This is a genomic window from Halomonas sp. PAMB 3264, from assembly GCF_031954245.1.
Classification (GTDB): domain Bacteria; phylum Pseudomonadota; class Gammaproteobacteria; order Pseudomonadales; family Halomonadaceae; genus Vreelandella.
This window is the reverse complement of the sequence record NZ_CP134866.1, coordinates 682,810-702,471: the sequence shown is the minus strand read 5'-3', so window position 1 is coordinate 702,471 and position 19,662 is coordinate 682,810. Positions and strand designations below refer to the sequence as shown.

The 19,662-nt window shown below is 60.9% G+C and carries 18 protein-coding genes; 11 read left to right on the top strand and 7 right to left on the bottom strand.

The window, feature by feature from the left end; all coding sequences use genetic code 11:
* Window positions 1-442 precede the first annotated feature (442 nt).
* The 3 genes from RN347_RS03245 to RN347_RS03235 all read left to right on the top strand — a co-directional run bounded on the left by RN347_RS03245 (window position 443) and on the right by RN347_RS03235 (window position 4,267).
* Window positions 443-1,246 carry a hypothetical protein gene (locus tag RN347_RS03245; protein ID WP_311960164.1) on the top strand — a complete coding sequence of 268 codons (804 nt, stop codon included), beginning with the start codon at window positions 443-445 and terminating at the stop codon, window positions 1,244-1,246.
* A 70-nt stretch (window positions 1,247-1,316) separates the two neighbouring features.
* Window positions 1,317-2,147 carry a hypothetical protein gene (locus RN347_RS03240; protein ID WP_311960163.1) on the top strand — a complete coding sequence of 277 codons (831 nt, stop codon included), beginning with the start codon at window positions 1,317-1,319 and terminating at the stop codon, window positions 2,145-2,147.
* 53 nt (window positions 2,148-2,200) lie between these two features.
* Complete coding sequence (locus RN347_RS03235) at window positions 2,201-4,267, top strand: YjbH domain-containing protein (protein WP_311960162.1); 2,067 nt, start codon at window positions 2,201-2,203, stop codon at window positions 4,265-4,267.
* A 139-nt stretch (window positions 4,268-4,406) separates the two neighbouring features.
* Here RN347_RS03235 and RN347_RS03230 read toward each other — a convergent pair whose 3' ends face one another.
* Window positions 4,407-5,465: an SDR family oxidoreductase gene (locus RN347_RS03230; protein WP_311960161.1), complete on the bottom strand. Its 1,059-nt coding sequence runs from the start codon at window positions 5,463-5,465 to the stop codon at window positions 4,407-4,409.
* 146 nt (window positions 5,466-5,611) lie between these two features.
* Here RN347_RS03230 and RN347_RS03225 point away from each other — a divergent pair, with 146 nt between their 5' ends.
* Window positions 5,612-6,559, top strand: coding sequence for a LysR family transcriptional regulator (locus RN347_RS03225; protein WP_311960160.1), 948 nt, complete (start codon window positions 5,612-5,614; stop codon window positions 6,557-6,559).
* A gap of 70 nt (window positions 6,560-6,629) precedes the next feature.
* On the opposite strand, the gene RN347_RS03220 is transcribed toward RN347_RS03225, so the two are convergent.
* The 6 genes from RN347_RS03220 to RN347_RS03195 all read right to left on the bottom strand — a co-directional run bounded on the left by RN347_RS03220 (window position 6,630) and on the right by RN347_RS03195 (window position 12,799).
* A complete protein-coding gene (locus RN347_RS03220; RefSeq protein WP_263585027.1) occupies window positions 6,630-7,943 on the bottom strand; it encodes a TRAP transporter large permease in 1,314 nt (437 codons plus the stop codon).
* Window positions 7,940-8,446, bottom strand: coding sequence for a TRAP transporter small permease (locus RN347_RS03215; RefSeq protein WP_263585028.1), 507 nt, complete (start codon window positions 8,444-8,446; stop codon window positions 7,940-7,942). Before RN347_RS03215 ends, RN347_RS03220 begins: the two co-directional genes overlap by 4 nt.
* A gap of 82 nt (window positions 8,447-8,528) precedes the next feature.
* Window positions 8,529-9,527, bottom strand: a complete 999-nt coding sequence (gene dctP, locus RN347_RS03210; RefSeq protein WP_263585029.1) for a TRAP transporter substrate-binding protein DctP — start codon at window positions 9,525-9,527, stop codon at window positions 8,529-8,531.
* A gap of 158 nt (window positions 9,528-9,685) precedes the next feature.
* Window positions 9,686-10,321, bottom strand: coding sequence for a 3-isopropylmalate dehydratase small subunit (gene leuD / locus RN347_RS03205; RefSeq protein WP_311960159.1), 636 nt, complete (start codon window positions 10,319-10,321; stop codon window positions 9,686-9,688).
* On the bottom strand, window positions 10,318-11,748 hold the full coding sequence (gene leuC, locus RN347_RS03200; protein ID WP_311960158.1) for a 3-isopropylmalate dehydratase large subunit: 1,431 nt from the start codon (window positions 11,746-11,748) through the stop codon (window positions 10,318-10,320). Before leuC ends, leuD begins: the two co-directional genes overlap by 4 nt.
* A gap of 247 nt (window positions 11,749-11,995) precedes the next feature.
* Window positions 11,996-12,799 carry a GntR family transcriptional regulator gene (locus RN347_RS03195; RefSeq protein ID WP_311960157.1) on the bottom strand — a complete coding sequence of 268 codons (804 nt, stop codon included), beginning with the start codon at window positions 12,797-12,799 and terminating at the stop codon, window positions 11,996-11,998.
* A gap of 219 nt (window positions 12,800-13,018) precedes the next feature.
* Here RN347_RS03195 and RN347_RS03190 point away from each other — a divergent pair, with 219 nt between their 5' ends.
* From RN347_RS03190 to RN347_RS03160, 7 genes are all read left to right on the top strand, one after another.
* Window positions 13,019-13,441 carry a nuclear transport factor 2 family protein gene (locus RN347_RS03190; RefSeq protein ID WP_263585033.1) on the top strand — a complete coding sequence of 141 codons (423 nt, stop codon included), beginning with the start codon at window positions 13,019-13,021 and terminating at the stop codon, window positions 13,439-13,441.
* Between the two features lie 10 nt (window positions 13,442-13,451).
* Window positions 13,452-14,336 (top strand): oxaloacetate decarboxylase, encoded by an 885-nt coding sequence (locus tag RN347_RS03185; protein ID WP_311960156.1) that lies wholly within the window; start codon window positions 13,452-13,454, stop codon window positions 14,334-14,336.
* 126 nt (window positions 14,337-14,462) lie between these two features.
* Window positions 14,463-15,122: an isochorismatase family protein gene (locus tag RN347_RS03180; protein WP_311960155.1), complete on the top strand. Its 660-nt coding sequence runs from the start codon at window positions 14,463-14,465 to the stop codon at window positions 15,120-15,122.
* Between the two features lie 10 nt (window positions 15,123-15,132).
* Window positions 15,133-16,086, top strand: a complete 954-nt coding sequence (locus RN347_RS03175; protein ID WP_311960154.1) for a polysaccharide deacetylase family protein — start codon at window positions 15,133-15,135, stop codon at window positions 16,084-16,086.
* A 4-nt stretch (window positions 16,087-16,090) separates the two neighbouring features.
* The gene (locus RN347_RS03170; RefSeq protein WP_311960153.1) at window positions 16,091-17,020 is read left to right on the top strand and encodes a polysaccharide deacetylase family protein; all 930 of its coding nucleotides are present in this window, start codon (window positions 16,091-16,093) and stop codon (window positions 17,018-17,020) included.
* Window positions 17,020-18,435 carry an FAD-dependent oxidoreductase gene (locus RN347_RS03165; RefSeq protein ID WP_311960152.1) on the top strand — a complete coding sequence of 472 codons (1,416 nt, stop codon included), beginning with the start codon at window positions 17,020-17,022 and terminating at the stop codon, window positions 18,433-18,435. Before RN347_RS03170 ends, RN347_RS03165 begins: the two co-directional genes overlap by 1 nt.
* A 96-nt stretch (window positions 18,436-18,531) precedes the next feature.
* Window positions 18,532-19,647 (top strand): metallophosphoesterase, encoded by a 1,116-nt coding sequence (locus RN347_RS03160; protein WP_311960151.1) that lies wholly within the window; start codon window positions 18,532-18,534, stop codon window positions 19,645-19,647.
* The last annotated feature ends 15 nt before the right edge of the window (window positions 19,648-19,662 follow it).

Sequence of the window (19,662 nt, the reverse complement as noted above, 5' to 3'; positions counted from 1 at the left end):
TAACACAACACCTGCATGCTTATAGGCCAAAATGGCAGCTACTCACTTTATCTGGAGATCGAGCAATGTTAAGAAAAGCATTGATTTTATTGGTCACAGGAAGCGTATGCATCGCTTCGCTAGCCTCGGCACAAACAACGTCTGATAGCGCGGCGTCGATCGAGAGCGGTGTCGAGCCTGGTGGCTCTGCTCCCATGAATATTTCCTCCAGCCCGAGCGCTGCAGGTCAAGGCACAACCACCACGCCGGCTAGCGCAGGCGTCACGGCAGGAGGTGCCGCCCCGGGCGGTTTATCTGGCGCGTTAAGCACTAGCGCGACCACCTTGACCACCAGCACGCCATCCCAGGTGGCTGCCGGTATCGCCGCGGAGTCATCCGGCGCCAGCGGTACGAGCGGCACCAGCGGTACAACGGGTACGACCGGAACGCGTTGAGGCTACGCTTGAAACACATAAAATCGCGCCAGGCTGATCGCGACATCGAGATGTACAAAAGCCGCTTTTTAGCGGCTTTTATGCGTCCTGCTTCCCTGTTTTTCACTCATGTTGTCAATGGCGAAAGAAAAAGCCGTTTGCAAGCGCTCAAGACGGTGACGGGCGCCATCAGTTTATTAGCGATGGCAGGCTGTAGCGTGCTCGAAAGCTCTCCGATAGGCCAAGCCATCGTGGCACTGGATCCGAGCAAGGGCTTGGCAACGGCTACTCAGGCAGACAGCATCCCGTTTGCCTCTTTAGCGCTCGATAGCTCTACTCAGCGCGGCCTGCTGGTATTGGGCGCTCAAACCGGCACACAAACGCACTGGCCCTCCCAAAGAGGCTTTTTGAGCCTGGAAAGCGGTGGTTTATATGCAGCGTCCACGCTAGAGGGAGACTTACTGAGCACGCGTTATTACTTCGACCACTCAGCCGCTGCTGACGCCCTGGCAGCGGCCGGTGAACTGCCCTGGCAGCGTTCGCAACCCCGCTTCTGGATAGAACGCCATTGGGTCGATACCGATGGGCTCAGCCATGCTCATCGCGCTGAGGGGCATATGACGTGTAAAGCACCTCGAACACGTGCGCTATTGTTGACCGAGCTGCTGCTTCAGCCTTGCGACATCACGTACACCTGGGATAACGGCCAAACGACCAGGGCTCAGTGGTGGAAAGACCCCGTCACACAACGGCTGTGGGAAGTGGAGGAAATAGCCTGGCCCGGTGGCCCTGATATCAAATGGCAAGTGGCTCGCCCCTGGTGGGACAGCTAAGCCGCCACTACGGCGCTGGTAGTAATCGCCCCGCCCCGTCCAGTTGCCCGTGCTGCTTTAAGCGAGAACCATGAAAACCATGATCGACCGCGCCACTACTCGAGCGCACTTTGTTTACGCTAAACGCTTGGTTATCAGGACGCTACTGATGGGCGCTCTGGTGTCAGGCATGGCGGGTGCAAGCCACGCCACCGAACCGGGCGAGCGCACGTTGGCCGATGCCTGGCTGGAAACACTGTCTCAACAGGCGACGCCCATCAGTTGGAGCCATGCCTATGCTCTCCTGCTCACCGACCAGCAGCGCTACCCACAACAGCGGCGCTACTTGATCGAAGAGCTAGGCACGTTAGTCATAAGTGCCCAAGTGACAGGCAATACGATTTACGCTCAGGCGCTTTTGAAGTGGCAAGAAGCACTACGCAGTTTGGAAAATGGCGCGATGCGCAGCCCGCAGCGGCTGGATTTATTGGCGTTGGGCACCAACCTACGCGAGGCACCGCTGCTGGAAAACGTGGCCTATTGGGGCGTTTGCGATATTCCTGACTGGGTAGAAGTCTGGGGCCTTCAGGGGGTTAGTCGAACCGCCTGGCGCCCTAACATGACGATCGACGATGTAAAAAAAGCGTTGCCAGAACAAACGTTCAACAACATTGACCATGCGTCTCTGATAACGCCTCAAGGGAATGTGTTACGACGAGGCGTTGCGGCCTGGAACCACGAGACAACACCTCTTGCCCCCGGCAGCCGCTTACTCATCGCGCTGCCCAGTCGGCAAGGGCTGATGGGTGCGCTTCCCTTTCCCGGCACGACGGAAGAACCGGATATCATCAATCAGCGGCTGCCAGGCGTGTTGGCCGCTCAACTCCCTGGCGATCAATGTACTCAATGGCACGCTCCTTAATTCACTTACTGGCTGCTCGCCCCTTTCGCTGTTACCCATGTACCTCAAGGCCCATGGCATGGGTATGCGTAACGCTGTCCGCCTTCATTTTGCCCAACGTGGCCGCCGCCGATGGCCTGGCCGGCCAGTTGGGCCATGGTCAAAGCGATTTCGGCGGTGTGGGCATCATGCAAACGCCCACCGCGCGCATGAACCCGCTGGGTGAAATGTCGGTGAGCGCTAGCCGCACCGCCCCCTATCGACGCTATAACGTGTTTCTTCAACCCACTCGCTGGTTCGAAGGCGGTTTTCGCTACGTCTCCGTCGAGAATCGGCCAGGCCCGCTGTATGACCGCAACCTGGATAAGGGTTTCGATGCCAAACTGAGACTATTGGAAGAAACCCGCTACTGGCCACAGCTGGCCGTGGGCGCACGCGATATAGGCGGTACCACGCTGTTTGGCGCCGAATATGTGGTCGCCAGTAAACGCTGGGGGAATTTCGATTTCACCGCAGGGCTAGGCTGGGGCTACCTGGGGACCGCAAGCGATATCGATTCTCCCTTTGGATGGCTGGCGGACCGCTTCGATAACCGTTCGGCCAACAGCGGCTCAGGCGGCGGCGAGCTCAATTTCGGCCAGTACTTTGCAGGGCCCGCGGCAGTTTTCGGCGGAGTGGAGTATCAGACGCCCTGGGACCCCTTGATCCTTCAGCTCGAGTACGAAGGAAACGATTACTCCAATGAGCCCCAGGACAATGATCAGGTTCAGGATAGTCGCTTCAACGTTGGGGCGCGCTTGGCCATTAGCGATAACGTGGAGCTGCATACCGGGTGGCAGCGCGGCAATACGGCCATGGCGGGCATCACGTTCAACCTCGATCTTAACGGGCTTGATCAGTTAAAAAACGATCCGCCGTTGCAGCCTCTGGACGCCGCGCCGCAAGCAAGCTGGGCGGCGGCCAGCCAACGCCTAAACGAAAATGCCGGCATGCAGGTGGAGCGCATCTCCCGACAGGGCGATAGCCTGACCGTTACCGCCCGGCCCGGGCGCTTTCGCTCTTTGGCCCAAAGCGAGGGGCGTGCGAACCGCATCCTGAACGCCCAGGCCGATGAGGAGATCGAAACGTTCCGCTTTGACTGGGAGGAGCGGGGCTTGCCGCTGCGCGAAAGCGTTCATGACCGTGAGCAGTTCGTAGAGGCGGCGACCTCGGCCGATCATGAGTACGCCTATCGATACGGTATTTATACCCATGCCCGATTGGAAGACGGCACCGGTGAGACCCTGCATCAGGCGCCCGCCCAACGTTTCAACTGGCAGTTGGGGCCCCGGCTCGATCAAAACTTCGGCGGCCCGGACGGTTATCTTTACCGCCTCAAAGCCCAGCTCAGCGCCGAGTATCAAACCGACCCCAACGGCTGGTTCTCCGGCAGTATGGCCTGGACAGTGGCGGATAATCTGGGCAACTACGAATATATTGCCAACTCTCGACTGCCCAGAGTGCGTACGTTTGTAGGGGATTACCTGTCGGAGTCGCCCTTCGGTATCGAGAACCTGCAGTACACGCGCACGGCCAAGGTGAGCGATAACGTATACGCCATGGGCTATGGCGGCATACTGGAAATGATGTACGCCGGCGTCGGTGCCGAGTGGCTGTACCGCGAGTTTGACGCTCCCTGGGCGCTCGGCGCGGACATCAACTGGGTGCGCCAACGCGACTTCGACCAGCGATTCGATATGCGTGACTACAGCGTTTGGACAGGCCACATTAACGCCTATGTGGAAACCGGCGTGGAAGACGTGCTGGCCAAACTAAGCGTTGGCCGTTATTTGGCCGGTGATATAGGCGCCACGCTCGATCTTTCCCGCGAGTTCGACTCGGGCGTCCGAGTGGGCGCTTGGGGCACCCTGACCGATGCCGGCGATGATTTTGGCGAGGGCAGTTTCGACAAGGGCCTCTACCTCACCATTCCACTGGACGCGTTTTTCACCTTCTCCAGCCGCAATAGCACGACGCTTAGGTGGCAACCGCTCACCCGCGATGGCGGCGCACGTTTGAGCCGCCGGTACGATCTTTACACCATCACTCAGGAGCGCGACCTGGATCGCTATTGGCAGCAATACGACACCATGTGGCAATAATCTTTCGATCAGGCAATAAGCTGGTCGATGTGTAATGTTCGTTGCACAGCGCCGACAATATTCGTCCTTGCTTAAAGCGGAGATGAACGCATTAAAAAAGGGGGCCATTAGGCCCCCTTTTTTATTCACTAAACACGTCTTAAGGAATGAGACGCTCAGCACGCAAGCGAGTAAACAGATCGAAAAACGCGGCGCGGGTCTCGCGGAAGTGGTCGAAGCCGAAATCGCGCATCTTGGTTACGTCGTTGACGCACTCCTGCTCGCGGCCAAGGTCGGCATCGGAGTGCCACCAGGAGGCGAGCTTGTCGACATCCGGCTCGGCCAAGTCGTGCTTCTCGGCGATCTGTTGCCAGACATCGGCGCTATCTTTCATCTGCTCTTCCAGCGGTTTGGGCGCTTCGGGGCATTCGGCCACCTCCAGTTCGAAGAACTCGCCGATTTCCTGCCACATGCGGCGCCAGCGGAAGATGTCGCCGTTGACGGTGTTGAACGCCTCGTTGTGCGCGCCCGGCGTCGTGGCCGCCCACTCCATCTGGCGGGCCAGTACCAGCGCGTCGGTCAAATCGGTCAGCGCGTTCCACTGGGTTTGCGAACCAGGGAAAGTGAACGGCTGGCCGGTTTCCTTGCAGATCGAGGCGTAGACGGCCAGCGTCGTGCCCATGTTCATGGCATTACCCACCGCGTAGCCAATCACCGTGTGCGGACGGTGCACGTTCCAGCTGAACCCGTCGCGCTCGGCGGCAGCGAACAGGGTGTCTTCCAGGGCGTAGTAGAAGTTATCACCGGGCACCCGGGGCGCAGACTCGCGAAACGGCGTCTCCACCTTACCGCTGCCATAGCTCTCGAAAGAGCCCAGGTACTGCTTGGTGCCGGTGACCAGCGAGACGTGCTGAATGTTCTTGTCCTGCAAGGCGTCGAGCAGATTCTGCATCATGGCGCCGTTGGCCTTGACGTTCTCCTTTTCGCTGTCCCGCTTGATCCAGGTGCAGTAGAACACGTGGGTGATGGGCAGCTCGGCCAGCGCCTTTTCGGTCGCCTTGCGATCGAGCAGATCCGCGGTGACGGGAATGACGCCGCTTTGCTCGGTCGCACGACGCGACAGCCCGTAAACGGTCCAGCCGCTGGCGTTGAGATAGCTTGCCAGATTGCCGCCGGTAATGCCGGTAGCGCCTACCACGAGCGCGTTGCCTTTACGCATGATGACTCCTTCGATGAACGTGACTGCCCGCTTTTCTCAAGGCCTTGTGACCTTTTCACGGCGAGCGATGACGTTCATTCTGGTAAGAGACGTCAGTTGCTACAATTGGAAAAACCGCAAATCTTTATTGCATCAGGCGCAATACGATGGATCTCAACGCTCTACGTGTATTCGAACGTGTTGCTGCGACCGGCAGCTTCACGGTAACCGCGCACCACTTTCACCGGGCGGTTTCATCCATTTCTCGTCAGATCACGGCGCTTGAGGAGTCGCTGGGCCAGCAGCTTCTTTACCGTCACACGCGCGCGGTGACCCTGACCGAGGCCGGCGAGCGCTATTACCGGGATATTCGTGAGATTCTCAACCAGCTCGACCTGGCGACCGAAGCGCTTCAGGCGTCGGGCAGCGAGCCGTCGGGGCTTTTGCGTATCAACGCGCCGGTATCCTTCGGCCAGCGCCAGATCGTACCCATCCTCCACCGTTTTCAGCGTCGCTACCCCGCTATCAAGGCGGAGCTGGTACTGACCGACCAGCTCACCGACCCGGTCAAAGAGAGTATCGATATCACCTTTCGGGTCGGCGAGCTTTCGGACACCACGCTGGTGGCAAGGCGCCTGGCGCCCATGAACTACGTGGTGGCGGCCTCCCCTGCCTACCTTGAGCGTTACGGAACGCCGCAGACCCCGGAGGCGCTTTGCCAGCACGACTGCCTGCTCTACCAGGGTGAAATGGGACGCCAGCGCTGGTACTTTGACCAGCCAGGCGCCAGTAGCCCCCTAATCTGCAAGGTAGAAGGCTCGCTTTACAGCAACAGCGCCGAGAGTCTGCTGCAGGCGGCATTGATGGGCCAGGGGCTGGTGATGTTTCCCACCTGGCTGATTGCCGACGAGCTCGCCCGCCAGGCGCTGATTCCCGTACTCAAATCCTGGCGTGGCGAAGTGGCCCCCGCCCGGCGCGACATCCACGTCCTGTACGGCCAGCGACGCCTGACCGCGCCCAAGGTCAGTGCCTTTCTGGAGCACCTGTTCGAAGAACTGGGCGACGTACCGCCCTGGGATCGCTGGCAGGAGCGAATAGCGAAAGAAACATCGTAATACCTTTACCCATCAAGACGTCTCCATAAAAAAAGAGAGGCTGGCGCCTCTCTTTTGGATTTCGCTTCGCTCACAGCATTCGTGGCAACCAGGTGGCCAGGCTCGGGAAGATGACCAGCAGCGCGACCAGCAGCATCGAGCAGAGAATATAGGGAATGGCGGCGGAGTAGATTTCCCGCATGGTGGTTCCCGGCGGTGCGACCCCCTTCATGACGAAGAGCAAAAGCCCCAGCGGCGGCGTGGAGAAGCTGATTTCCAGCGCTAGCAGCACGACCACGCCAAACCAGATCAAATCGAACCCGAGCGCCTGAGCCAGCGGGAAGAAGATCGGCACGGTCAGCATCATGATCGAAATCTGCTCCATGAAGGTGCCGAGCACCAGGAGCACGGCGAACATGGCCATCAGCATCAAAATGGGCGATAGATCGAAGCTGGTGGCCCACTGAATCAGTCCGCCGGAGGCGCCGGAGAAGCCCAGGAGCTGGCTGAAGGTCGCCGAGCCGAACACGATTAGATACGCCATCAGCGTGACCTTGAGCGCCCCGATCACCGACTGAGTGAACGCCGCCCAGGTCATGCAGCGAAAGATAAAGCCCAGAATGATGACCCCGAGCGCACCGAAGGCCGCCGCCTCCGAGGGCGTAGCGAAACCGATCAGCATGAGCGCTACGATGATCACCATCACGCTGAGCATGGGCAGAATGTCGGTCACGATGAGTTTTAGCTTGGCACCTAGCGGTACCGGCTCGAGCTCGTAGGCCGGTGCCGCCTCCGGGTCGCGCCGGGTCTGGATGAAGATGGTCGCCATGTAAAAGCCGGCCAGCGTCAGCCCCGGCAAAATGCCAGCGACCAGCAGCGCGCCGATGTCGATCTTGGCAAGCGTTGCCAAAAGCACCGCCAGCGCCGAGGGCGGAATGATGATCGCAAGGCCTCCGGTACCCAGAATGGGGCCGATCGCCATCTTCTTCTTGTAGCCCCGGCGCTCCATTTCCGGCACCAAAAGCGAGCCCATCAGCGCTGTCGACCCCATGGAGGAGCCGCTGAGCGTGGAAAAGGCGGTACCACCCACCACGGTGACGTAGGAGAGCCGACCGGGCACCTTGCCCATTAGCCGATCCACGGCGTTGAACATCTTCATGCCAAGCCCGGTACGAAAGAACAGCTCACCCATCAAGAGAAACAGCGGAATCGGTACGAGGTTAAAGCTCGAAAGTGCCCCGAAACCGTTGTTGAGCATCTGTACGATGCCCGCCTGCCCCCCCATGAAATGCCAGGCCCCGATGACGTTGGCGGCTAAAAACGCCAGCGCGATGGGCGTGCCTACCGCCATGAAGAAAAGAATCAGCGAGAGTAGAAACGCCAGCGCAAAATACCATTCCATCATTCCTTGATCCCCGCTTCGCCGCTGTGAAGAATCTCCGGGCCGATGACGAAGCGGCCAAACTCGACCGCCATCAGGGTAAAGCTGACCGGAAAGACGATGGTGAGTATCCACTTGGGTACGAAAAACGCGCGCACGTCATAGTCGCTGCGTTCGATATTGAGCAAAAATAGATCAAGCCCCTTCCAGGCGAGCACCCCACTCACCAGCACGCAGACCAGCGCAACCGCTCGGCTGAGAATATTGAGCACGGGCAGCGGCAGTACCGATGTGAGCAGCTCGATATGCACGTGCCCTTTCTGACGCACAAGCCAGGGCGCGCCCAAAAGCGTCAGGTAGAACATGGCGTACTCGGTGGAAAGAAAGAACCACGCCGAGGGCTGTAACCCCAGGTTACGAATCACGACCGACAGCACCACCGCCACCATCAGCCATACCAGCATGATGGCGGCAAGCAGTGCCATGCCGTTGAGCAGCAGCAAATAGCCGCGTTGTGCATAGCGCATAGAAACCCCGAAGCAGTTGGCGTCCTGCAGAAAGACGCCGGGGCAAGAGCCGGCGTCTTGAGTACGGTAAGGGCCGGCGACGTTATAGATCGTTGAACTTCTCGATCAGCTCATCGTAATGCTCAAGGCCCATCGGGTGACGTTCCATCTGGCCTTTCATGCGCGCCCAGGTCGCTTCGCGGGCGGCATCGGCGTAACGCTGGGCCGCCTCGCCTTCCAACGTGACGACGTTCATCCCGTCCTCTTCGAGCTCGGCCTGCTGCTCGACGGCACGCTCGGCCAACTGCTCGGCGCTGTCACGCTCGTGCTCGATCGCCACTTCCTGAAGAATCTGCTGAGACTCGGGGCTTAGCTGATTCCACTTGTTCAGATTGACGATCACACCCATGTCGGTAGAGAAAAATGCCGGGTCGATCCGGTAGTTCAGGAATTTGTCCCAGTTGAGATCTTTAAGGCCGATCTGCGTCCAGCCCGTGGCGTTCACGACGCTGCGCTCGAGCGCTGAATAGACATCGGTGGTGGGCAGGCTGATCGGCTGCGCGCCAAGATAATCCTGGAAGAAGGCGTCATACACGGGATTGCTGCGAAGCCGAAGCCCCGAAATATCCAGGTCACCGTTTTCATCGAGGCCCGGCTCGTCGATGGTGTAGAGGTTGTAGCTCACGCCGCTGTCGAACCAGCCCAGATAGTAGGTGCCCATCTTCTCCTGATGGATCTCGTTGAGCAGATCGATCCCGCCGTTTTCGCGGGCGTAAATGGCGTTGGTATTCGAGGCAACCATGGCATCGCGCTCGGGCACGGTACCGGCGTAGAAACTCGCCGCGGTATAGGCCATGTCCACCACGCCGTTGCGCACCGCCTCCGGCTGCTCGGAGAGACCAATGACCTCGGGGCCGCCTCGTACATTGATCTGCACGACCCCTTCGCCGCGCTCGTTCACTTTATCGACGAACTCCAGAAAGCTCTGGGTGTAGATCAACGATGGCGGGAAGGCGTGAACGGCGTTGATTTGATCGACGGCGAAGGCCGGAACGGAGGCGAGCGCGGTCATTATGGCGAGCGTCAAGGGGGCTTTTTTCATGGGGAGTCTCCTGTAGATATTATCATTGGTACGACTGTCGATTGCCGGTACGTTTGTTTATTGGAATGGCTGTTAGCGTACATGCCGGTACTGAATAATCGTGGGGGCTTGGCGCTTTCCCGATCAGGGTGAGTCGCAAAGCGCCCTTGTAATCACCGCTATCCTTTACCGATCAAAGGCGTGCCCCCCGGGTAGGGCTGCGCCCAGGGAAATCGCTCGGCGTAGGTGGCGGCGAATGTGTCGATATCGCCTTCATGTTGACGGGTCATGTCGATATCGTCCCAGCCGTTGAGCAGCTTGGTGCGCCAGACCGGGTTGATCGTAAAGGCCACCTCGAGCTCGCCAACGCGAATGCGCTGCTCGAGTAGGTCCACGTCGACCGGCGCCGCCTCGCCAAGCGCCTTGAGCAGACGCTCGGCGTCTTCCTCGTTGACCACCGCGGGCAGCAGGCCGTTATTGACCGCGTTGGAAGCGAAGATATCGCCGAAACTCGGCGCGATCACGCAGCGAAAACCGCCGTCGACCAGCGCATAGACCGCCGCCTCCCGCGAGGACCCCGCCCCGAAGTTGCGCCGGCTCACCAGCACTTCGGCCTCATCGGCGCCGGGCTGGTTGAGGGGATAGTCTGGTGAAGGCGCGCCGTGGGCGTCGCGGCGCACGTCGAACAGAAGAAACTGCCCGTAGCCGACGCTGCGCGGCTCTTTCATGAAACGCGCGGGAATCAGTTGGTCGGTGTCCACGTTGGCGTGGGGTAAGCCGATGCCCGTCGTGGTTAAAATCTCGATGGGTTTCATGAGCGCACCCCGTCGGTGTGGGCGCCTGGCGCCAGCGTGCGGATATCGGTCAGCCGCCCTTCGAGGGCGGCGGCGGCGACCATGGCAGGGGACATTAAATGGGTACGCGCCCCCGGGCCCTGGCGCCCCTTGAAGTTACGATTGGTGGTCGAGGCGCAGCGCTCACCGCTGGGAACCGTGTCGCCGTTCATGCCCACACACATCGAACAGCCCGAGTGGCGCCACTCGAGCCCCGCGTCGATGAAGATACGATCGAGCCCCTCCTCTTCGGCCTGGGCCTTGACCTGGGTGGACCCGGGTGACACGACACCGGGCACGCGGCTTTTACGCCCGTTCAGCACGGCCGCGGCGGCGCGCAGGTCTTCGATGCGGGCATTGGTGCAGGAGCCGATGAACACCCGATCGATGGCGATATCGGTGAGTTTCTGGCCCGGCGAAAGCCCCATGTAGTCGAGACTATCGCGAATCTGGCGCGCCCTGGCGCTCTCCTGGTCGCCGGCCAACGAAGGCAGGCGGTGATCGATGGGTAGCGCCTCTTCCGGCGAGACGCCCCAGGTGACGGTAGGCGCAATCTCCGCGGCATCGATAGTAACGTCCTGATCGAAAACGGCGTCGGCATCGCTGTAAAGCGTGGACCAGTACGCGCAGGCGCGGTCAAAAAGCTCGCCTTTCGGACTGTAGGGCCGGCCTTTCAAATAGTCGAAGGTGGTCTGATCCGGAGCGATCATGCCGCACCGGCCGCCGCCCTCGATGGACAGATTGCAAAGCGTCAGACGCGCCTCCATCGAAAGTGAACGAATCGCCTCGCCGGCATACTCGATGGCAAAGCCGCGTGCGCCGTCGGCGCCCAACCGTGAAATCCAGGTCAGCGCGATATCCTTGGCCGTTACCCCGGGCGAGAGCTGTCCTTTCAAGGTGATGCGCATTACCTTGGGTTTGGTCTGCCAAAGCGTTTGGGTGGCCAGCACATGCGCAACTTCGGAGGCGCCAATGCCAAAGGCGATGCTGCCAAACGCCCCGTGGGTCGCCGTATGGCTATCGCCGCAAACCATGACAAGCCCGGGCTGGGTCAGCCCCTGCTCTGGACCCATGACGTGGACGATGCCCTGGCGTGGGTCATCGAGCCCGAAAAGCGTGACATCGTGTTTGGCGGTGTTGTCGGTGAGCTGTTCGATCATGGACCGAATCCTGGGATCATTCACTTCATCGAGAGTGCGCGATAGCGTCGGCGCGTAGTGATCGGCAATGCCAAAGGTCAGGGCGGGCCTGGCGACCGGCAGATGGCGTTCTTCCAGCTTGTTGAAGGCATGAAAGGAGCCTTCATGGACGAAGTGGCGGTCGATCCACAAAAGGCTTTGACCACTGTCGCTGCGGTACACCTCATGGGCGGACCACACCTTGTCGAATAGCGTCTGGGGAGTGCTCATGATGTTCGCTGTCTCGGCCTGTGCCACTGCGTGGCACCGTTTTATTAGTGGGGGCGGTCATCACGCCCTGGGCAGCTTTCAGCCTGGCTCTGGCCGACGGGGATATGGCTGCCAGCTTTTCTCTACAGATTTTTCTTCAATTAGTTTTCTACAACTAGCGCAAATCTTAAGCACAGGTCAAATGTATTTTTTAGAATTTATAATTGGTATTAAAAATAATACATGCAAAACGCGTTCGTAAAGTTTTTCATACCGTCGAGTCGGTAGGCATACCGCCCACCCGGGGTTCCCAATAGCGTGAGCTGTCGTCGCCATTGCGCTCGAGATCGATCTGGAAACGGTAGCGGTCGGGGCGATAGAAAGCCTCCAGATGTTCGACACCCCGCCCTTTTTCATCGAACACCACGCGCGTCAGCGAAATCAGTGGCGAGCCGACCGATACCTCCAGCGCTTGGGCAAGATCGTGGCTTGCAAGCGTTGCAGAAATGGATTGAGAGGCGTGATCCACGTTGACGCCGCTGCGCTCGAGCAAAACGAACAGCGGCGTATCGGCCAGGTCCGCCTCGCTGTAGTGCAGGGCGATCTTCTCGGGCACGTGGGTGATCAGGTAGGAGAACGGATTGCCGTCCACCATGCGCACGCGTACCGAGCGCTGTGCCTTGGTGTTCGGAGCCATGCCCAGCCGCTCGGCGATCGTCTCCGGCGGCGGCGCATAGCCGAATTCCAGCAGCCGCACCTGGGAGGCCTGGCTCATCTTCACCATGTTGGGCATCAGATTCGAGACGTTCGCCGTCATCACCGTGGCCTCCAGCGGCTGCTTGAGCACCACCGTGCCCACCCCGGCCTTGCGCTCGACCAGGCCGCTCGCCTGCAGCGCCTTGATGGCGCGGCGCACGGTCACTCGCGATACGCCGTGCTGCTCGGCCAGCCTGTTCTCGCCCGGAAGCTTTCCGCCCGAGGGAAGACGGCCGCTGAGAATGGCATCCTTGAGTAGCAGATAGATGCGATGCGACTTCGTCCCTCCCACGGCCGAGGTATGTGCCTCGCTCATCCTTGTTCCCCTACGTCGTCAAAAAATTTTCCAGCGCACTTGACGCGCACCGCTTTGTAGACATAAAAATGTATCAAATTTAATACATTTAAACGACTCATCGATTCGTATACCCGTGACCAAAACGTTCGGCCGAGGACACAGCTCTGCCACGCACTGAGTAACACACATCGCGAGCATTTCGAAGCAGAAAGCGGCAACTCAGCCAAGAGACCAGCCATGGAGAGTAACGCAAGCGAGCGGCGTGGCAGCGATAAAACGCAGGTGCGCGCGTTTCTCGCCGCCATGCAAGCGCGAGACTTGGCGAAAGCCAAGCGGTTTCTGGCCGAGCGCGTTGCGCTGGAGTTTCCCGGGGCGCCTACGATGGCAAGCCTCGAGGAGGTCATCGCCTGGGCAGGCAGTCGTTACCGACACGTGAGTAAGACCCTTCACGGCGTGGATCACTGCGTCACGCCGCTTGAGTCCATCGTCATCTGCCACGGCGTGCTCGACGTGACCTGGCTGGATGACACGACGTCCACGGGCGTGCGCTTTATCGACCGCTTCGAGCTGAAAGATGGCCTGATCATCCGTCAGCAGGTCTGGAACGATCTGGCGCTTGTGCGCCCCCACCTTGCCCCTGCCGGGCACTCCCCCCTCTGAAGAGAGCCTTATGACACAAAAAACCACTTCCCCACCGAGTCTCACACGCCTGTTGCAGGATCCTTCCATCGTGGTCGCCCCCGGCGTATTCGACGCCCTTGGCGCCTCACTTGCCGAGCAGGCTGGCTTTGATACGGTCTATCTCTCCGGCGCCAGTCTCGCCTATACCCAGCTGGGGCGGCCGGATATCGGCCTTTTGAGCATCACCGAAATCTGCACCGCCATGTCGCATATTCGTGAGCGCACGAACCTTTCCGTGGTCGTGGATTGCGATACGGGCTTTGGTAACGCCATGAACGTAATGCGCAGCGTGCGCCTTCTGGAGCGCGCCGGCGCCAACGCCATTCAGCTCGAGGATCAGACCTATCCCAAGCGCTGCGGTCACCTGAAGGGCAAGACCCTGGTCTCCAAGGGCGAAATGGTCGGTAAATTGCATGCGGCACTGGATGCTCGGGAGAGTGAGGACACGCTGATCATCGGGCGTACCGATGCGCTGGGTGTGGAAGGTACCGACAGCGCTATCGAGCGCGCCCAGGCCTATTTTGAAGCCGGCGTGGACATGCTGTTCATCGAAGGCATCCGCACCGACGAGGATATCGACAAGATCATGACCCGGTTCAAGGGCAAGGTGCCGATCATGGCCAACATGGTCGAAGGTGGCGATACGCCGCTGCAAAACGCCCAGGCGCTGGAAGCGCTCGGCTTCTCGCTGGTGATCTTCCCCGGCGCGCTGGTGCGCGCGATTACCCATATGGCGAGCCGCTTCTTCGCCACGCTGAAACAGGACGGCACCACCGACGCCTTTCGCGATCAGATGCTCGATTTCAAAGAGCTCAACGATTACCTGGGCACTCAGAAAATGCTCGAACTGGGTGAGCGTTACGAAGAGCGCTAATGGCAGGCCCCGGGCGCCCGCGTCAGTCAAGACAGAGTTGGACACGGCCCCCTTCGAAAAACAATGCCTAGAAGAAAGACTTTTTCAAGAACGACGCTTTAAAAATAACCATGTCAGGAGACAGCAATGCAGACGACGGACAAGACGGCCAAAGAGATTTTTCATGACGTCATGGCTAACCCGCAGCGGGTGCCTTTTGGCTTTGGCAAGAAAGCGGTACTCGTCAACGTCGACCCGCAAAAGGCCTACACCCGCACGGATCTTTTCAAGACCGCTTACGAGACCGACCCGAAACAGCTCGAGTACACCAATCAACTGGCCCGCGGCTTTCGCGCGAAAGGCTGGCCGGTGGTCTGGACCCACGTGGCCTTTCTCGACTCCGCCGAGGATGCCGGCGTGTGGGGCACGCGCACCGACACCCCGGATTCGCTGCAGAACATCAAGTACGGCTCTGAGCGCGCCGAATTCGACGAGCGCGCCGAGATCGACCGCGCCCGCGATGTGATTTACACCAAGCGCATGCCCTCGGCATTTTTCGAGACCCCGCTGCAGTCGCTTCTAGTGTGGCATCAGGTGGATACCGTGATCATCACCGGCGGCTCGACCTCGGGCTGCATTCGCGCCACCGCGGTGGAGAGCTTATCCCGCGGCTATCGCACCATCGTGCCGATGGAGTGCGTGGCCGACAAGCACGAGAGCTACCACTACGCCAACCTGACCGACCTGCACCTGAAATACGCCGACGTCATGCCCGTGGCCGACGTGCTGGCATGGCTCAAGGGCTGAGGAGCAAACCATGAAGGAATCCCTTGGCGTATACGACTACTGGGCCTATGACCAGCGTCCGAAAATCGAGTGGCCGGGTGGCGCGAAGGTCGCCTTCTGGGTCGCACCCAATATCGAGTATTACGAGCTCGACCCGCCCCAGAACCCCAGCCGCAAGCCCTGGCCGCACCCGCACCCGGCGGTTCCGGGCTTCAGCATTCGCGATTACGGCAACCGGGTAGGCCACCAGCGCCAGATGGCGCTGCTGGACAAGTACGGCATTCGCGGCTCGGTATCGCTTTCGACGGCGCTTTGCGAGCACCATCCGGAAATCATCCAGATGTGCAAGGAGCGCGACTGGGAGTTCTTCAGCCACGGCATCTACAACACGCGCTACACCTACGGTCTGAGCGAGGCCCAGGAGCGCGCCATGATCCGCGACAGCATGGAGACCATCCATCGCCACACCGGCCAGGCCTGCGCGGGGTATCTGGCGCCGGCGCTTTCCCACTCCGAGCGCACGCTGGATCTGTTCGCCGAAGTGGGCGAAGAGCTTTTTGGAAGCGATGGCGGACTCTACACCTGCGACCTATTCCACGACGACCAGCCCACGCCGGTACGCGTGCGCTCCGGCAAGCGGTTCATCTCCATGCCTTACTCGCTTGAGATGAACGATACCATCGTCTACGCGGTGAACAAGGTGGAGCCGCGCCAGTACGCCACCATGCTCAAGCGTCACTTCGACCGCCTGTATCAGGAAGGCGCCGAGTCCGGCACGGTGATGTGCATTCCCACCCACAACTACCAGGTGAGCTGCCCTCACCGCATCAAGGCCTTCGAGGAGGCGCTGGAGTACATTACCGGCCACTCCGACGTCTGGGTCACCACCGGCCGGGAAATCGCCGAGCACTACCGGGCGCACTCTTACGATGCCGCGCTTGACAGTATTCAGGCGCAGGCCGCTACCGCACCAAGGGAGGGTTGATACCATGGCACTCAACGACGACTACCTGGACTACCCGCTGCGCCGCCATGGCTACGACCACGACCGCTATGACTGGTCGATGCTCGGGGAACGCCCCCCGATTACCTGGCCCGGCGGCAAGACGCTGGCGGTATGGATCAATATTTCGCTGCAGTTCTACCCGCTCAACCAGCGCGGCGAGCCGTTCAAGGTGCCCAACGGCATGACCATGCCCTACCCGGACCTGCGCCACTTCTCGCTGCGCGATTACGGCAACCGGGTGGGCATCTATCGGGTGCTCGAGGCCTTGAAGCGATACGCCATCACGCCGACCTACGCGATCAACGCCCAGCTCGCCGAGCAGACGCCTTATCTGCTCAAGCGCCTTCAAGAGCACGGCGGCGAGTTCATCGCCCACGGCTGGAACATGGATCACCTGCACTACGGTGGCCAGCCCGTCGAGGAAGAGGCCGAGCTGGTCAAGCGCTCGGTGGACACCCTGCGCCGCGTGACCGGCCAACGCATTCGCGGCTGGCTCAGCCCGGCGAAGCACCAGAGCTTCAACACACCGGATCTTTTGACCGAAAACGGCATCGAGTACTGCGCCGACTGGGTCAACGATGAGCTGCCCTACGCCTGGAAGACCGCCTCGGGCCCGCTCACCATGATGGGGCTTTCCACCGAGATCGAGGACCAGTTCGTCATGAGCCAGAACCTCCACTCGGAAGACTCATGGGTCGCGCAGGTGAAGGATGCGTTCGATTTTCTGCTGGAGGAGTCGCGCACCGCTGGCGGGCGCCTGTTCGCCCTGAACCTTCACCCCTGGCTTGTCGGCCAGCCCCACCGCATCGCCTGCCTGGAAGAAGTGCTTGCGCATATCAGCGGGCACGCTGAGGTGTGGCAGGCGCCAGCGGGCGAGATTCTGGATGCCTTCACTCACGCGGAGCAGGCGTAATGGCGATCGTTCCCTACACCCACACCACTGAATTCGATGCCCACCTGCCGCTTTTGATCATCGGTACCGGCGCCTGTGGGCTGGTGGCGGCGCTCAAGGCGCGTGAGGCGGGCATCGAGCTTGCGGTGCTGGAGCGCGATGCGCTGCCTCGCGGCAGCACTGCGATGTCACAAGGTTTCATTCCCGCCGCTGGCACGCGCTTTCAAAAGGCGCTGGAAGTCGAGGACTCCCCACGCCTCATGGCCGAGGACATTCAGCGCAAGAACGGCTTCGAGGCCGACCAAAGGATCGTCGAGCGGCTGGCCGAGCAATCGGGGCCGACCGTGGAGTGGCTGGCCGACGATCACGGCGTGCCTTTTGAGCTGGTCGAAGGCTTTCTCTACCCCGGCCACCGGCGACTACGTATGCACGCCACGCCTCGGCGCACCGGCGAGGAGCTGATGGGCGCACTTTTGAACGCCGCCGAGCGTGCCGGTGTGGATATGCTCACCCAAGCGCGGGTCGAGGACCTGCACGTGGACGAGGCCCAACGGGTGCGCGGCGTAACGATCACACGCCCGGGCGACAGTCGTGAGCGTATCGGCTGCGATGCCCTGATCCTGGCCTGCAACGGCTACGGCGGCAATGCCGAGTTGGTCAAGCGCCATATCCCGTCGCTCAAGGAGGCGCTCTACTACGGCCACGAGGGCAACCAGGGCGATGCGCTGCTCTGGGGCGAGGCGATGGGCGCAAGCACGAAGGATCTCGCCGCCTGCCAGGGCCACGGCTCGCTTGCCACCCCGCACCAGATTTTGATCAGCTGGGCACTGATGATGCAGGGCGGCATGCAGGTCAACGTGCTGGGTGAGCGCTTCTCCAACGAACACGGCGGCTACTCCGAGCAGGCCGCCAACGTCCTCGCCCAGCCCGAGGGCGTTGCCTGGAATATTTTCGACGGCCGTATTCATGAAAACGCGCTTGAATTCGAGGATTACCGTAACGCCTTCGAGGCCGGCGCGATACGCGCTTTCGACACGCTAAATGCCATGGCCAATTGCCTCGACCTGCCGCTCGCCGCGCTGGAGACGGCCGTCGACGACATGCATCGCCACGCCCGAACGCAGACACCGGACACGTTCGGCCGCGTTTTCGAGCCCGCCAACCTGCTGTCACCGCCTTACTACGCCGTCCGCGTGACCGGGGCGCTGTTTCATACCCAGGGCGGACTCGAAGTGAATACCCAGGCACGAGTGCTGGATACCCAAGGCCGGATGCTGCCCAACCTGTTCGCCGGCGGCGGCGCAGCGCGGGGCGTTTCCGGCGCCGGCGATAGCGGCTATCTCTCGGGCAACGGTCTATTGAGCGCCGTCGTGCTGGGCGCCGTCGCCGGACAAAGCGCGGCGGCGCTTTTACAGGCCACCGAAAACGAAGCCTGATAGCGGGCGTTGATGCGGCAGGCATCGAGGCTTTTGCCAAGGCGTTGATTTCGTGGTTTGCTGGCACGCCCTAACGCGCCACCACGAGAATCACTCATGTTTCATCTGCTGATTTCACTGCCCTGCCTGATCGTGATTCTCCGGGTACTGGCGCCGCTCCCGTGGCCGCGCTGGAGCAAAATAACGCTCTCGGCGCTGCTGCTGCTCGTCTCGCAACATCACCTTCTAACCCAGCTCGCCTTTGGCAGCATGTTCTCGCCGGAGGTGCCGCGCGCGGTGGTGCTGCTCGTCAATACGCTGTTTGGGGCGATGCTCTTTCTGGCACTGATGCAGCTCGCAGTCGATGCGATCACCCTGGTGCTGGCGCTGATCAAACGGCGCCGTCTCGGTATCCCCGGCGCGCTTCGTTACGCGCTCAGCCTGGTGGCGCTGGGGGTGGCCGCCTTCGCCGTAAGCCAGGCGGCGCGGGTGCCACCGCTCAAGGAAGTCGATATCGCCATCGACGGGCTGCCAGAGGCGTTCGAGGGCTATGAGATCGTGCATCTGACCGACCTGCACATCAGCCGGCTGTTCCAGGTGGGCTGGGTGGAGGACGTGGTCGAGAAAACCAACGCGCTCGGGGCGGACGTCATCCTGATCACCGGCGACCTGATCGACGGCACCTTGCAAGCGCGCCGTGACGACGTCGCCCCGCTTGCCTCGCTTTCAGCCCTCGACGGCGTATTCGTCAGTTCCGGCAATCACGAGTACTACTTTGGCGCCAACGAGTGGATGGCGCACTACCAGACGCTCGGTATGCAAGCACTCGCCAACGAACACACGGTGATCGAACGCGGCGACGCCGCGCTGGTACTGGCCGGGGTCAACGACATCTCCGCCGCCGGGCACGGCTATACGGGGCCGGACGTGACCCAAGCGCTCGAAGGCGCGCCGGCAGGCGCCCCGGTCATCCTGCTCGACCACCAGCCGCGCAACGCGCGCAATACGGCTGCCCGGGGCGTCGATCTGCAGCTTTCCGGCCACACCCACGGCGGCATGATGGTGGGGTTCGACCGGCTCGTGGCGCGTGCCAATGAGGGCTTTGTGTCAGGCAAATACGAACTCGACGGCATGACGCTCTACCTCAACAGCGGCACCGCGCTCTGGCCCGGTTTCGCCCTACGTTTGGGCAAGCCGTCGGAGCTTACGCGTATCACGCTGCACGCGCAGTAGCCACTCGAGCAAGCG